This window comes from Acinetobacter sp. YH12039, from assembly GCF_013420015.1.
Taxonomy (GTDB): domain Bacteria; phylum Pseudomonadota; class Gammaproteobacteria; order Pseudomonadales; family Moraxellaceae; genus Acinetobacter; species Acinetobacter amyesii.
Map to the genome: position 1 here is coordinate 34,808 of NZ_VOZA01000005.1, position 15,000 is coordinate 49,807.

Genomic DNA, 15,000 nt, shown 5'->3' on the forward strand with positions numbered 1-15,000 from the left:
GAGTACTTAGAGATAACTTGATCCGAGGGGAAGCGACATGACGCGAGGTTTTACACTTGTAGAGTTGATGGTTGTCATTGCTATTGTTGGAATTTTAGCCAGTATTGCACTACCAGCATATCGGAATTATATGCAACGAACAGCAAATAATGCATGCTTAGCTGAGGCAAAATTTTATATGAATACTGTAGTTGCAAATTTTGCAGATAATGTTACCGTGCCGCCTTATAAGGCTTCTGCATGCGAGAGTTTGAATGTTGCTCCGACAGAAACTGACTATAAGACCAATGGTACGACAACATTTGCTACTCCTATAAAAGGAACATCGTCATTGCATCAAGATGTGCAATGTCAAGTTGGTACAGCAGATTGTCATCTAATTCCTTGAGTATAATATGTTTATATCTATAGTTTTACCGGCAAAAAATGAAGCTAAAGCGATTGGTCTGACAATTCAAAAAATTCAAAAATTAGCACTGAACTGTGAAATTATTGTGGTGAATGATGGTTCAAGTGATGCAACACAACAAGTCGCAGAAAATGCTGGGGCAAAAGTTATTTCACATCCATATTCAAAAGGGAACGGTGCTGCAATCAAAACTGGTACGCGTCATGCAATTGGTGATGTGATTGTATTTATGGATGCTGATGGACAGCATGACCCAAATGATATTCCAAGATTGTTAGCTAAAATAGAAAAGGGTTATGATCTTGTTGTAGGTGCACGACAGAAAGGTTCACAAGCAAGTATAGGGCGTAGTATTGCAAATACGCTGTATAATAATCTTGCTACTTATATGACAGAGCAAAGAGTTGAGGATTTAACTTCAGGGTTTAGGGTTGTAAGAGCAGATAAATTTAGAGAATTTTTATACTTATTACCGAATGGATTCTCATACCCAACCACGAGCACGATGGCATTTTTTAGGGCAGGGTATTCGGTAGCGTATGTGCCAATCCATGCGGCAAAAAGGGTTGGTAAAAGTCATATTAGTCCTGTGAAAGATGGTATCCGCTTCTTTTTAATTATTTTTAAAATTGCAACATTATTTTCACCATTAAAAATGTTTTTACCTTTGGCTGTAAGCTTATTTCTATTGGGTACGGTGTGGTATGGTTATACCCTGTATGAATATCATCGTTTTACCAATATGAGTGCATTACTCTATACTGGTTCAGTTATGATTTTTCTGATGGGTTTAATTTCAGAACAGATCACTGCGTTAATGTATAAAGAGAAATAATTCGTGTTGCATAGTATTCAGCAGATTTGGCAAATTTTATCTCCATTAGACCGACGTAAAGTACTCTATGTGTTGATACTTGTGATGGGAATGGCATGTGTTGAATCTGCGGGTGTGATTTCAATTATGCCTTTTTTGGCAGTGTTATCTAATCCTCAGATCATTGAAACTCAGCCTCTATTATCAACAATATATACTTTTATTGGTGCTAATTCTGTCAAGGAAGCGATTGTCTATTTAGGCATTATTTCTTTAATTGTGGTGATTAGTTCTGCAATATTTAAAATGATTACCCAGTATGCTGTGAACCGTTTTGCGAGTCTGCAACGTCACTATTTTTCAACACGACTATTAAAAATCTACTTACAACAAAACTATGAGTTTTTTATTCAGCGAAATTCATCAACTTTGATTAAGAATATTTTATCCGAAGTTGATCAACTCATTTGGACTTTAATTCTTCCTGCTTTAACAATCATGTCTTATGGCCTTGTGTTATTTGCAATGATTGCTATTTTGTTGGTGTATGACCCAATAATGGCATTTGCAACAGCAAGCATTTTAGGTTTTTTCTATTCAATTATTTATATCGTAATTCGAAAAAAATTAGCACAAATTGGTCAAGAATTTAGCATTGCGAATCAACAGCGTTACCATACTTGTCAAGAAGCATTAGGTGGCATTAAAGATGTCATTATAAATGATGCAAAAGAGAGTTATATCGAACAGTTTGAACGATCATCTCGTATATTTGCTCGACATATAGCAACACGTGACACCTTGGGACAAATTCCACTTAATATCATTGAAACAGTAGGATATGGTTGTCTTATTGGACTTGCGATTTTTTTAGTACTTTTAGGTAAAAATGTTTCTCATATTTTGCCTATATTAGGTTTATATGGTTTTGCAGCTTATAGGATGTTACCAGCAGCGCAAAATATTTACCGTGCTGTATCACAAATCAAATTTTCTTCTCAAATTTTAAAAGTCATTCAACCTGAGTTTGAATTGGAAAAAAAAGAGAACGTAGTTGAATTTAAGAAAGACATTACTTTCGAAAAAGCAATTCGACTTGAAAATATTAGTTTTAGTTATCCAAACAGACCTGATCAAGAGGTGCTAAAGAATTTTAGCATAGTAGTTCCTAAAAATAGTAGTTTGGGGATTATGGGTAAAAGTGGTAGTGGTAAAAGCACGTTGATGGATATTATGCTTGGGCTTTTGACACCACAGCAAGGTAAAATTTATATCGATGATATTGAACTTACAAGAGATAATGTAGCGAGTTGGCGTGCTTTGGTAGGCTATGTGCCTCAGTTTATTTATTTAGCAGATAAGACTATTGCTGAAAATATTGCTTTTGGTGTACCCAAAGAGCAAATCGATTTTGAGCAAGTAAAAAAAGTTGCTCAGCTTGCACAAATTGATGCTTTTATAACAAATAATTTAAAAAATGGATATGATGAAGTTGTGGGGGAGCGAGGGGTTATGCTTTCGGGGGGGCAGCGTCAACGTATTGGTATTGCTCGGGCATTGTATAAAAATCCTCAAGTTTTGTTTATGGATGAGGCAACGAGTGCTTTGGATATAGAGACTGAAGAGGCAATTAATAGAGCTGTAAATTTTTTAAATGGGAAAATTACAATTATAATTATTACACATCGGAAAGATACTTTAAAAAAATTAAAAACATTATTAATTTCTGAAAAATAGGAAAATATTAGAGTGAAAATGAAAGTATTTAATTTTTTTAATAAATTGATATATTTTATTTTTAATAGAGATTTTATATTTAATAATCTTAATTTATTTTTATTTAAGATAAAGAGAAAATCTAATATATATTTTTTGGTTAATGAAGAGCAGAAATGGTCAACAGATCAATTGTATTTAGAATTAAAAAAACATTTTGATGTGAAAATTGTTTTATTGGGAAATCCATATACAGGTAAAATAGAAAATAATGTATATGATTTTTTTTCAAAAAAGGGCGATGTAATAATATACCCAAAACTTAATTTTTTTCAAAAATTAAAATTATTATTTAAAGGAGATATAATTTTTTTTCAACAACCTTGGGGTATGGAAAATAAAATAAGATACATGCATTTTTTTTGTCTAACAATATATATTCCATATAGTGCAATTACGGTTAAAGATTCTATAGACTATAATGTAGAAAATTTTCATAGGTATTTGTGGTTGTATGTTGCACAGAATGAACACGTTTTTAATTTTTTTAAGGAGTTTCAATTAAAAAGGGGTATTAATTGTAAGGTTTTAGGTTACCCTAAGTTTGATGATTTGTATCGAGAATATTTAAATGATGAAAATATATTTCATGATTTTGGTAAGAAAAAAATTATTTATGCACCACATCACTCATTGGAAAATTCTATATTAGGTTTAGGTACCTTTGATAAGTATTTTGAAATAGTAGTGAATATTGTTGGATTAAAACGTAGCTCATTTGTGTATAAACCTCATCCTAGACTAGAATATACATTAACTTGCGAGGAATTATTTTTTTCAATAGAAGATTATGAGGAATATCTTAAAAAATGGAACAATGGAATTAATTCAAAAATAATGAATCAAGGTGATTATGGTTCATTATTTTCTGAATCTGATTTTATAATTACTGATTGTTCTTCTTTTTTGATTGAGTATTTCTTTACTGGTAAACCTATTATTTGGTTAAAATCTGATAGGCAAAAAATTGATTTTAATAGTTTTGTAGAAGAGTTGAAAGAAAGTTTTTATATAGTAAATAGTTGCGACGATATATTAAAATATATTGAAATGTTAGAGAATGATGAGGATATCATGAAAGAAACAAGGGAAATACTTATTTCAAAATATAAGAAACAGATACTAGGTTCTTCAAATAATATTGTTGATTATTTATTAAATTTAAAAGGAAAAAAATGTTAATTTATTGCATTTCACTTGAAAAAGACACTATGCGTAGGGAGAATTTAAAAAATTTTTTTCCTAAAAATTACTGTAATATGAAAATAATAAATGCTATAAACGGTAAAAAAATTACAGCTGAAGAATTTTTTTTATATTCTAATCAGTTTTACAAAACTCATAAAAAAATCATTGCACCGAGTGAAGTTGGGTGTACATTATCACATATAAAAGCCTATAAAGATTTTCTTGAAACTAATGAAGAATATTGTTTGGTAATAGAGGATGATATTATCGGTAATGATGATGATATTTCAGAAATAGAAAATATAATTTTAAGTGACAGGCCAGAAGGAATTGTTTTATTTGGAGGGCAGGAAGGGGTGCCTAAAGATTATTGGAAATATGTTTTAGCAAAAAAAACTAAAAACTTATATTTAATTTCAAACTTTTCTAAGAAATTTTTATTTGGCGCATATTGCTATGTTATAAATCGTAGTGTAGCTGAAGAATTGGTTGAGATGCATAATAGGAATTTTAATTTTACAGATAATTGGGGTGATTTAATTAAATTAAATAATATGTACTTTTTTAATTTGATAAAGCATCCTCAGGATTTTATTGATAGTAATATTAATAGTGAAAGAAATTTGGTATATTCAACTCAGCATATGTTTAACAAAAAAAATATTTTAAAGTGGTTTTTATTTAAGTTTTTAAATCGAGCATACAATGAACTATATAGGTTTTTTTTGATTTTTAAAGGTTATAGAAATGTAAGGAAGTGAAATAAATATTTTTTAAAATTTTAATATGTTTGTGAGAATTATATTTTGATATTTTCAATTATTATTCCTTTTTATAATTGTGAAAGTTATATATCGGAAACTTTAGAAAATTTATTTAATCAATGTACAAATGAAGTTGAAGTTATTTTAATTAATGATGGAAGTAATGATAATAGTATAAATATTGTTAATCATCATATTAAATATACTAAAGTCAATGCTAGAGTGGTAACTCAAAAAAATTCAGGGGTTAGCTCTGCAAGGAATTTAGGTTTAAAATTAGCATCAGGTCAATATATCGGTTTTCTTGATTCTGATGATACTTTAGAGCCTTTATATTTCGAAAAAATTATTCAAGCAATTAAAAAAAATGAACCAGATATAGTTCAATTTAATTTTAATTATTGGGATTCTAATAAATATAAATCTGGCATCAAGTTACATAGTGGGGTTTATCAAACTAGTTCCAACTTATTATTAGAGATATTTAATTGGAATTCATGGTATCCATGGTCACGAGTTTATAAAAAAGAACTTTTTTCTGATATTTCCTTTCCACTAGGCTTTACATTTGAGGATCCTGCTGTAATTCCATTTTTATTTATTAAATCTAAAAAAATATTGATTTTGGATGATTATTTATATAACTATAGAGAAAACTTATCGAGTATTACTAGGGGGAAAGACAAAGAGAAAATTTACAAAAATATGTTAAGTTTGGATAATTTACTCAACACTTATTGTAAACAAAAAAATGATCTTTATAAGATTTGTTTCATACATTTTTTTCGTATTTACTTAGAATATTGTTTTTTATTTGATGGTCTAAGTGGTCTTAAGCTTGGATGGGATAAGTATAAATATTACTATTTTGAAATTACTGAAAAAGATAGAGCTTTAATTAAAAGTAAAGCTGGAAATTTGTTTATTTCTGTGAGGTATCTCTCATATTTTTCTTATTTTATTATGAAGATTGCATCTAATACTATGAGTTTATTAAAAAGAGTTTAGTTTTTTTGAAATTTCCTCCCAAGTAATAAAGTAAATTTGCTTATGAATTTTAGGTTTATTTAGTTTTAATAAGATTTTATCTTTAAGATCATTGGGATCCGAGTGTTTAGCTAAGCAGTGCTCTTTAAAATTAAGTAAATGTTTATTGAAGATTAAGCTATTAGAATTTGTAGCTACCAAGGGGATGCCCATTGAAATATATTCTCCAATTTTACATGAAGATGCATTATCTAAAAAAACTGAGTTTCGATACGGTAAAGCAAGTATATTGCAACAGGCCATTGCGGTAGGCACTATATTAAATTTAACATTACCTAAATAGTGTATAAATGAATGATCAAAGTTTAAATCTTTACGTTTTTTTCCACCAAGTAGCAAATAGATATTTCGATTTTCTTTATTTAAAATTTCTACAGCACTTATCAAATCATCAATACCACGTTCAATTTCCATACTTCCAAAATAACCAATATAAATATTGTTTTTATCTAAATTAAAATATGTTCTTGAGTGGTTTCTATCTCTAGGGTAAAAATGATTGGTATCTACTCCATTAGGAACTAACATTGTTTTCTGACATATATTTTCACTGTCTTCTTGTAATTTTTTGCTAGCAAAAAAGCATATGTCTGCTTTCTGTAATAAAAACTGATACAAGTTTTTAAATCCTAAGTTTCGATAACCACTAAAGGTGTCATATTTGTCATAAACGTCAAATACAAATTTTGATCTACATAGTTTTGATAAAATATATGCAAAGATACCTATGTAACAGTCGCCGCTTCCAACAATTGTTTTTGGCTTATTTATTAATATTATTTTGATGATATTGATAAAAAAAAGTATACTTAATACGGGTGTTGAGAGAATATTTAATGCATCATGTTGGTCATTAATTTTTTCTTTAGTATGGTAGTCAATAAGCCATAATGAAGTTGGATTTTTTTTAGACCAATAATAGGGTAACTGATAAATTCTGCCAAATTTTTCAGAATATGCATCTCTATTAGTGTAAAAGCGTTTACCAATAAAAAGAATACTCATATAGTGTTCTCAATGTGGCAGTTCAATTTTAATTTTAAATTTTCCCAAGAGAAATTTTCAGCATAAGCTTTACAAGCATGTTCATCATAATTGTTCTCAGAACTTAAAAATTGAGTTATGGCTATACTAAATGATTGATAGTCATTAGGTTCAATTAGCATACCTGTGACACCTGCTTCCACTGCATCTATTATCCCTCCTGTTTTAAAAGCAATTGTAGGTGTGCCATGAGCAGCAGCTTCAATAGCAACCATTCCAAATCCTTCAGGATCATCAGGGATATGCTTTACAGGAAAAACATGCAGGTCTGCTAAGTAGTACCAAGACGATAAGATTTTGTCATCACTAATATTGCCAACAAATAAAATATTATTGTGAATACCATGTTTTGTGGCGGTAGATAAAATCAGCTCTTTACTTTGTAGGTTCTTATTGAGTGATTGATTAGGCGTATCACCGATGATCACAAGTATTGTATCGGGGTTTTGTTTCACAATATTGACTAATGCAAGATCTACAAATTCATTTAGTGCTTTACGTTGTGTTAGCCGCCCAACAGAAATTAAAACTTTTTTATTGGCTAAATGATATTGCTGTCGAAGTTCTTCTATAAGTAAATCATTAGGTGCTAAAGGGGGGTAACTTACACCAGGGAAAATAATTGATATTTGTTCGTGTTGTATACCTTTTCTTAAACATATTTCTTTTGTTGGGGTACTATTTGCAATGACACGATCTGCTTTTCTAATCATTGGAATCCATAAAAGATTATATAACCAATGATTTGTTGCAATGTCTAAGCCATGAACGTAGACCAAACTTTTCTTTTTAAATAATTTAGCCCAAAAAACCACAATAGGTGCGGTTAAACCACTACCTGCAAAAAGCACATCTGGTTTATGTCTTAAGCAAATAAAAAATGTTCGTATAAAAACTAAAATAAGAAACAAAGGTAATGGGTTAAGTGGGGCAGCATAAAAGGTACAATTTTTTGGAGCATTATTTTTAGCTTGAGTATGGCTCAGTAATACAACTTCATTGTTTTTTGAGAGTTCGTCAGCAATATGCCAGTTCAGTCGCTCCATGCCACCAATAAGCGGTGGAAGGTTGCGTGTAACCACTAAAATTGTTTTTTGATTCATGCTGTTACTTTGAAATAATAAATCCGCATTTTTCAATCATACTCGATTTTCAATATTTTAACTGTGAAGCTAACAAGTAATTTATATTTTGTTTATTATGTCCATCAATTTAATGCTGTTAATTTAGTCATGAAACCTATTCTAGTAATAGTTGCTGCAATCTTCATCTCCCTCGCATGGCTAAGCCCTGTACATTATCGTCCATGGGTGACTTATACTGGTGAGCTTTATGCATTCATTGCATTAATCGCAATTTTGGCGATAAGCTTTAAAGATAAATTGACACTGCCGAAGCTGACACTTCCCTTGCTAGCGCCAGCATCAGTACCGCTTATAAAATACAGCTTAGGGCAAGTCTTCTTTTCTAGTATTGCACTACTCGGATGTCTCTTTGTTCTCAGTTTTGGCTTGCTATTGTTTTAATTGTTCGTGAGTATGCTATTGCAGTTACGAAATGGGCGAGTCAATAGGTTATGAAAATCAGTCTGAAAAAATAAGCACCCTGTATTTTTACTCATGGAATTAATTCATCGTAGAACATGGATAGTTTTAAAGCTATTATCTAAAAGCTATAAATGGGTAACTTGAAAATGATAATAACTTGGTATTCAGTTTTCCCACACAATTTGAGAATATACTCTTAAAATCCTAGTTTATAACTGTTATGAGCAAGAAGTTAAGCAGCTGTTACTATGTTTAAATTAACTCAAAAAAGATTAGTGTCATGAATGACTTTTAATTTTCATTTAAAAATGACATTATATAAAACAAAAAAAGCTAGTGTTTGCTAGCTTTTTTATCAATTAAATCTGACTCTGAATGTAATTCTCTATACCAACCGACTCAACCAAATCAAGCTGAGTGGTTGCCCAATCCAGCCATTCTTCTTCTTTTTCTAAAATTTCTTGCACTAAATCGCGAGTCACATAGTCTAACTGTTCTTCTGCTAGCTTAACCGCGGCTTGTATCGCTTCGATGTTCTCTTTGACTTTACGTACATCACAATTTAAGACTTCAACGGTATGCTGACCGATATAGAGCTTACCTAGGTGCTGCAAATTAGGCAGGCCTTCTAAAAATAGAATGCGCTCAATAATTTTATCAGCATGCTTCATTTGACGAATTGATTCTTTATATTCCGCAGAGCCCAGTTGCTCAATGCCCCAATCGTTAAACATCCGTGAATGAAGAAAATATTGGTTAATTGCAGTTAAATGATGATAAAGCACCTGATTTAACTGATTAATTACATCACGATTGCCTTTCATGTCTGACTCCTTAACTGCAATAAAGCTCGAACTAAGCAATATAAATTCGATATTAGAATAGAAATATCTTAAACAACAAAGTGTAATTTAGCGAGTTTTTTATAGAACAGCAAATGAAAATCACAATCAAAACAAGGCACTAATTTTCAGGTTTTAATAAATAAAAACCCGCTTAGAGTCAGAAGCGGGGGAGGAGGAATGGTCTGAGACCATTGGTTTTATAATTATGATTGTTGAAAAATTTAAAAACTTGGTTTATGCAGCAATTGCGATACGGGCTGCAATTTGCGCAACTTCATCACTGATGATCATACGTGCTTCAGGAGCACAGCGACCACAACAGGTGCCTAAATCGAGCATATCGCGAACTTCACGATAGCTTTCTGCACCATTGGCAATTGCATCTTTAATGTCTTGATCAGTAATACCACGGCACAAACAAACGTACATGAAATCAAACCAAGTGAATAAATGGGATAGGTAATATTATTGATAATTATTATCTTTTGTCAATAAAAATCATTTAAAAATGCTTTTAAGGTGATTGAGTTTTTGAATAAAAAATGTCATTTAAGTGGAAATCTGAGTAATGCTCAGATTTCCATGTGAGGCTTTTGTTCTTTTAGAATGTGATATTTAGTGAAGGGCTTAAGCGATGTTTACTAACTTATTGATTAATAATCACCACGCCATCCATTTCAACTAACGCACCCTTTGGTAGGTTTGCTACACCGAGTGCTGCGCGTGCTGGGTAGGGTTGAGCAAAGTATTCGCCCATAATTTGGTTGACCAATTGGAAGTTAGAAAGGTCAGTGAGGAAAATATTCAGCTTAGCAATATCTGCTAGCGTACCACCTACAGCTTCACATACCGCTTTTAAGTTGTCGAATACACGGCGAATTTGAGCTTCGATGCCTTCTACCAGCTCCATGCTATATGGATCTAAGCCAATTTGACCTGATAAATACAAAGTGTCGCCTACTAAAATGGCTTGTGAATAAGTACCAATTGCAGCGGGTGCATTTTCAGTATGGATTACCTGGCGGGACATCTATTTCTCCTATTATCATCACAGACACATCACATGTAAATATGCGGTGTCAGGTTAGCTGGCAACTTTCGCAGGCTCAGCAATGGCAACAGGTTGTGCCAAACGACTGATGCGTGGGAAGCCAAAATGCATTCTTAAATTACGGATAATTTCGGCAATTTGTTTACGGTTATGTACAACAATATTCACATAGGTTTTTTCTTCATGTGAGCGGACAGTCTCTACACCCACTTTCTCTTTACGGCATAGATAGATCAGTTCTGAAATTTGCTCATCATTTAACAGCATGTTTAAGCATAAATAGGCTGTAAAACTAATGTCTTCACTGTCTTCTGTAGTCCAGTGTAAAGGCATGATATTTTCAGGATGTAAATGTTGTTCATGCAATAAATTATGACAACGTGAACGGTGCACAATCAAACCACGACGTGATAAATGCCCTTGTATTGGATCACCTAAAACCGGGTTACAGCAGTGCGCATATTTGACGTCGACACCATCAGTGCCCAAGATTAAGCGTGCAGAGTTTGAAGTCTGAATGGTATCTTGAGCATATAAATGATTAGCAACCAATTGCGGTAATAAGTCACCCACGGCAATCTGTTCAAATAATTGTTCTTTATCATTTAAATGACGCCAATTCAGCACATTTTCCCAATCGGCTAATGTTAAATCACTCACAGAACGGTTAAAGAGCTTTAATGCACGATTTAAAGCTTGCTGACCAACTAAGCGTTGTTCGTCTTGGTCTTGGTCACGTAGGATGTTTTGTAATGCGCGACGGGCTTTTTGGGTATTAATAAAGCTAAGCCAGTCAGGATTCGGTGTTGCAAGAACATCGGTGATGATTTCTACTACTTGACCACTCAGTAATGGTGTTGATAGGGGTTTGGTCTCACCATTAATTTTCGCACCAACGGCATGGTTGCCCAAAAATAAGCTTGCTGAATAAGCGAAATCAACCGCTGTGGCACCCTGAGGGAGTTCATGCAAATGACCATGTGGGGTATAAACCCAAATTTTCTCTTGATGTAGATAATCGAGTAATTCACTAAATGTGGTCTTGGCACATGCGCCATCGACTAACACGTTTAAATTTTGCATGGAGGCTTGGATCGCTGAGCGACAAGCTTGTGGTGCATTTTCACCGAGAACCACACCAAAGCGCGCCGCTTTGCGCATCAGCTCCGTTTGGATGGTCAGCGATAAAATGGTTTTTTCACCTTTTAAGCGCATCATCAGTGACTGGTTACCACCAGGGAGTGGGCGACGGATATGATCGGCGTAATTTAGAACTTTAAAGCTTTCTTTGAGGATATCAGCAAGTCGGTCACAGTCTGCAATGCTTTGTAAAATAATTTCAAAGGCATGACTATGGGTGAGCTCTTGCAGATCAATATCGTTTTTTACGAAGTGGCGAAGTAATTCAATATTATTATTTTTCTTTTTAATTCGACCTGAAATATGGTGCTGTTCAAGTAGGGTAGTGAGGTTGTTTTCCCACTTGGTTTGGTATTCGCAGCGTTTCGGTTTGGTTTGCAATAACGCTTCTTGAACATTGTTATACATATCCAAATCTAGATTCTGATAACACAAATGTTCAAGGTTATCGGCCATTTCATTCATACCGACGAGGCGTGCCATAGGCACAAAAATTTCAAAGGTCTCTTGGGCAATACGAGCACGTTTGTCGGGGCGTAAAGCACCCAGTGTGGTCATATTGTGATATCGATCTGCCAGTTTAATAATAATGACACGTGGGTCTTGTAGGGTGGCTTGCAGAATTTTACGGAAGGATGCGGCTTTATTATATTCTTTATCGCTAGAATGGCTGAGTTTGGTGACGCCGTCGACGAGTTCAGCAACAGTCAGACCAAATTTTTCAGTAATATCTTGTTTAGTAAATTCGGTATCTTCGATGACATCATGCAGTAAAGCGGCCATTAAAGTTTCCGCATCAAGACGCATATGCGCCAAAATACAGCTCACCGCAATTGGGTGAAGGATGTAGGGTTCGCCACTTTTACGTGTAATACCATCATGGGCAATATCCGCATAGTCGCAAGCTTCAAGCACGCGTTCGACATCACTTACTGAAAGGTAAGCGTCGATTATCACATTTAATTGTTGCTTGGCTTGGCTGACCATTGGGCCTGGCATAGAACACCCTTTTACTACTGATTTACAAATGAAACGGTTAATACTTTAATGAAATGCATATTGCATGACTTGTCAATTTTTTAGTTTAAAAAAATGAAAATCTTTTTTGCTTGCTTTGCACTTCTTAAGCTTATGTTATAACTGTTCTGAGTAAAATATTAAAGAGAATCCATAAAAAAAGCCTAGTTAAAAACTAGGCTTTTAAGGTCAGGTTTATCTTATTGGAAAGAAAAACCGTCTAAGTTTAGGTTATTTGCAGAAAGTGCAAGGTCTAAACTTGAAGTTTGGTAGTCTTGTTCACGTTGTTTCAAAATGTCTTTGGAAACGTGACCCGCTGCGATTTCACGAAGAGCAACAACGGTTGGTTTGTCATTGTCCCACTCAACAGTAGGTTCGATACCTTGACGTGCCAATTGACGCGCGCGTTTGCTTGCCACTAGTACAAGCTCAAAGCGGTTGTCTACATGGTCTAAACAATCTTCAACGGTTACGCGTGCCATAAGAATTCTCGTTTGAATATAAATTTTTAACAGACTGTGCAGTATAAGGTGCTTTGTCTATAGACTCAAGTTTTAATCACTGTTCCGTAGGGGTGATTAATTTCTCAATCAGTTTTTCATGGCGCATGGCTTGTTGTTTTAAAACAAGACGATTGGCAATAATCACAGACTCTAAGTCATGCAGTGCTTTATTAAAGTCATCATTAATAATGACATAGTCAAAATTAACATATTGCTGCATATCTTCTACGGCACAGCTGAGACGATGTTCAATCACTTCAACAGAGTCTGTACCACGATTGGATAAACGTTGACGTAAATCGAACTGACTCGGAGGGAGAATAAAAATTTGTCTAGAGTCAGGAAAAAGTTTACGAACCTGTTCAGCACCTTGCCAGTCAATTTCAAGTAAAACGTCATGACCTTTGGCCAATTGTTCTTTTACTGTGCGCTGTGCAGTACCGTAATAATTACCAAAAACTTCTGCATATTCAATGAAGCCGCCTTCATTTACCAAAGATAGAAAATCTTCTTTTTTAGCAAAATGGTAATGTACGCCGTCTAATTCGCCAGGACGCTGACCACGAGTGGTATGAGAAACAGAGACATGTAAATTGTTTACACGTTCAAGCAGGGCTTTAACGAGGGATGTTTTGCCCGTTCCCGAAGCAGCAGAAACGACAAACAAGAGACCCGACATGATATTTTTCCTGATATGATAAAATATCTTCTCTATTTTAGAGCAGACGCGCGCCAAACAAAATAGTCAGACGTCTATTGTTTACATTTATTTCAAGTGATACCCGTAAAATTGAGTGGGCATTGAGGATTCTATGGAAATTGTTTTAGCTAATCCACGCGGTTTCTGTGCAGGTGTTGATCGCGCCATCGCGATTGTGAACCGTGCACTGGAATGCTTTAACCCCCCAATTTATGTGCGTCATGAGGTAGTACATAATAAATTTGTGGTGGATGATTTACGTCAACGCGGTGCGATATTTGTGGATGAACTGGATGAAGTGCCAGATGACAATATCGTGATTTTCAGTGCGCATGGTGTATCTAAAGCGGTACAACAAGAAGCTGAACGCCGTGGGCTAAAAGTTTTTGATGCGACCTGCCCTTTGGTGACCAAGGTGCATATAGAAGTGACCAAGTATGCACGTGAAGGTGTGGAAGCGATTTTGATTGGTCATGAAGGTCACCCCGAAGTTGAAGGGACGATGGGCCAATATGACACCAAAAATGGTGGTTCGATTTATTTGGTTGAAGATGAACAAGATGTTGCTGAACTAAAAGTGGTGCATCCTGAAAAAGTAGCGTTTGTAACTCAGACAACGCTTTCTATAGATGACACAGCAAAAGTGATTGATGCTCTACGTCAGAAGTTCCCTGAAATTCAGGGGCCGCGTAAAGATGATATTTGTTATGCCACTCAAAACCGCCAAGATGCCGTACGTGATCTGGCTGAGCAATGTGATGTTGTATTGGTTGTGGGTTCACCGAACTCTTCGAATTCGAACCGATTACGTGAATTGGCTGAACGTATGGGTAAGCATGCTTATTTGGTGGACAATGCCGATCAGTTGCAGCAAGACTGGTTTAATGAGCACACAAAAATTGGTGTAACTGCAGGAGCATCTGCACCTGAAATTTTAATTAAACAGGTAATTCAGCGCTTACAAGATTGGGGGGCGAAAGCACCGCAAGAGTTGGATGGTCGTGAAGAAAATATTACATTTAGTTTACCAAAAGAGTTACGTATTCCTGTAACTCAGGCATAAAGTGTTAATGACTTAACATTCTGAATTTTTTTAAGAATTGACAGATCATTGCTTTTTGGCAATTATCTGTTTTTTTATGCCTTTTATCCTGA

At 34.1% G+C, this 15,000-nt stretch carries 15 protein-coding genes and 1 pseudogene; 8 read left to right on the forward strand and 8 right to left on the reverse strand.

Annotated elements, in window-relative coordinates:
* Window positions 1-37 precede the first annotated feature (37 nt).
* Genes FTT98_RS18245 through FTT98_RS03730 form a run of 6 tightly spaced genes read left to right on the forward strand, consistent with a single transcriptional unit; the run spans window position 38 to window position 5,959 of the window.
* Window positions 38-388 carry a type IV pilin protein gene (locus tag FTT98_RS18245; RefSeq protein WP_180177022.1) on the forward strand — a complete coding sequence of 117 codons (351 nt, stop codon included), beginning with the start codon at window positions 38-40 and terminating at the stop codon, window positions 386-388.
* Between the two features lie 7 nt (window positions 389-395).
* Complete coding sequence (locus FTT98_RS03710; RefSeq protein WP_180177023.1) at window positions 396-1,244, forward strand: glycosyltransferase family 2 protein; 849 nt, start codon at window positions 396-398, stop codon at window positions 1,242-1,244.
* Between the two features lie 3 nt (window positions 1,245-1,247).
* On the forward strand, window positions 1,248-2,960 hold the full coding sequence (locus tag FTT98_RS03715) for an ATP-binding cassette domain-containing protein (RefSeq protein ID WP_180177024.1): 1,713 nt from the start codon (window positions 1,248-1,250) through the stop codon (window positions 2,958-2,960).
* A gap of 18 nt (window positions 2,961-2,978) precedes the next feature.
* Window positions 2,979-4,181: a CDP-glycerol glycerophosphotransferase family protein gene (locus FTT98_RS03720; protein WP_257230185.1), complete on the forward strand. Its 1,203-nt coding sequence runs from the start codon at window positions 2,979-2,981 to the stop codon at window positions 4,179-4,181.
* On the forward strand, window positions 4,175-4,948 hold the full coding sequence (locus FTT98_RS03725) for a glycosyltransferase family 25 protein (RefSeq protein ID WP_180177026.1): 774 nt from the start codon (window positions 4,175-4,177) through the stop codon (window positions 4,946-4,948). The genes FTT98_RS03720 and FTT98_RS03725 overlap by 7 nt, the downstream gene beginning before the upstream one ends.
* Window positions 4,949-4,993: 45 nt before the next feature.
* The gene (locus FTT98_RS03730; protein WP_180177027.1) at window positions 4,994-5,959 is read left to right on the forward strand and encodes a glycosyltransferase family 2 protein; all 966 of its coding nucleotides are present in this window, start codon (window positions 4,994-4,996) and stop codon (window positions 5,957-5,959) included.
* Here FTT98_RS03730 and FTT98_RS03735 read toward each other — a convergent pair.
* Both FTT98_RS03735 and FTT98_RS03740 read right to left on the reverse strand, forming a co-directional pair.
* Window positions 5,945-7,003 (reverse strand): glycosyltransferase, encoded by a 1,059-nt coding sequence (locus tag FTT98_RS03735; protein WP_180177028.1) that lies wholly within the window; start codon window positions 7,001-7,003, stop codon window positions 5,945-5,947. The genes FTT98_RS03730 and FTT98_RS03735 overlap by 15 nt on opposite strands.
* Window positions 7,000-8,145 (reverse strand): glycosyltransferase family 4 protein, encoded by a 1,146-nt coding sequence (locus tag FTT98_RS03740; RefSeq protein WP_180177029.1) that lies wholly within the window; start codon window positions 8,143-8,145, stop codon window positions 7,000-7,002. Before FTT98_RS03740 ends, FTT98_RS03735 begins: the two co-directional genes overlap by 4 nt.
* A 129-nt stretch (window positions 8,146-8,274) precedes the next feature.
* Between FTT98_RS03740 and FTT98_RS18070 the strand changes: the two are divergent.
* A pseudogene (locus FTT98_RS18070) lies at window positions 8,275-8,556 on the forward strand (polymerase); the annotation flags it as partial.
* Between the two features lie 392 nt (window positions 8,557-8,948).
* On the opposite strand, the gene bfr reads toward FTT98_RS18070, so the two are convergent.
* From bfr to gmk, 6 genes are all read right to left on the reverse strand, one after another.
* A complete protein-coding gene (gene bfr / locus FTT98_RS03745; protein WP_180177030.1) occupies window positions 8,949-9,413 on the reverse strand; it encodes a bacterioferritin in 465 nt (154 codons plus the stop codon).
* 255 nt (window positions 9,414-9,668) lie between these two features.
* Entirely contained in the window at window positions 9,669-9,863 is a 195-nt protein-coding gene (locus tag FTT98_RS03750; protein ID WP_078192519.1) for a bacterioferritin-associated ferredoxin, read from the reverse strand.
* A gap of 217 nt (window positions 9,864-10,080) precedes the next feature.
* Window positions 10,081-10,464, reverse strand: coding sequence for a RidA family protein (locus FTT98_RS03755; RefSeq protein WP_180177031.1), 384 nt, complete (start codon window positions 10,462-10,464; stop codon window positions 10,081-10,083).
* A gap of 54 nt (window positions 10,465-10,518) precedes the next feature.
* The gene (locus tag FTT98_RS03760) at window positions 10,519-12,624 is read right to left on the reverse strand and encodes a bifunctional (p)ppGpp synthetase/guanosine-3',5'-bis(diphosphate) 3'-pyrophosphohydrolase (RefSeq protein ID WP_180008708.1); all 2,106 of its coding nucleotides are present in this window, start codon (window positions 12,622-12,624) and stop codon (window positions 10,519-10,521) included.
* A gap of 218 nt (window positions 12,625-12,842) precedes the next feature.
* On the reverse strand, window positions 12,843-13,124 hold the full coding sequence (gene rpoZ, locus FTT98_RS03765; protein ID WP_067762989.1) for a DNA-directed RNA polymerase subunit omega: 282 nt from the start codon (window positions 13,122-13,124) through the stop codon (window positions 12,843-12,845).
* Between the two features lie 76 nt (window positions 13,125-13,200).
* Window positions 13,201-13,824 carry a guanylate kinase gene (gene gmk / locus FTT98_RS03770; RefSeq protein WP_180177032.1) on the reverse strand — a complete coding sequence of 208 codons (624 nt, stop codon included), beginning with the start codon at window positions 13,822-13,824 and terminating at the stop codon, window positions 13,201-13,203.
* Between the two features lie 133 nt (window positions 13,825-13,957).
* On the opposite strand from gmk, the gene ispH reads away from it, so the two are divergent.
* Window positions 13,958-14,908, forward strand: coding sequence for a 4-hydroxy-3-methylbut-2-enyl diphosphate reductase (ispH, locus tag FTT98_RS03775; protein ID WP_180093061.1), 951 nt, complete (start codon window positions 13,958-13,960; stop codon window positions 14,906-14,908).
* The last annotated feature ends 92 nt before the right edge of the window (window positions 14,909-15,000 follow it).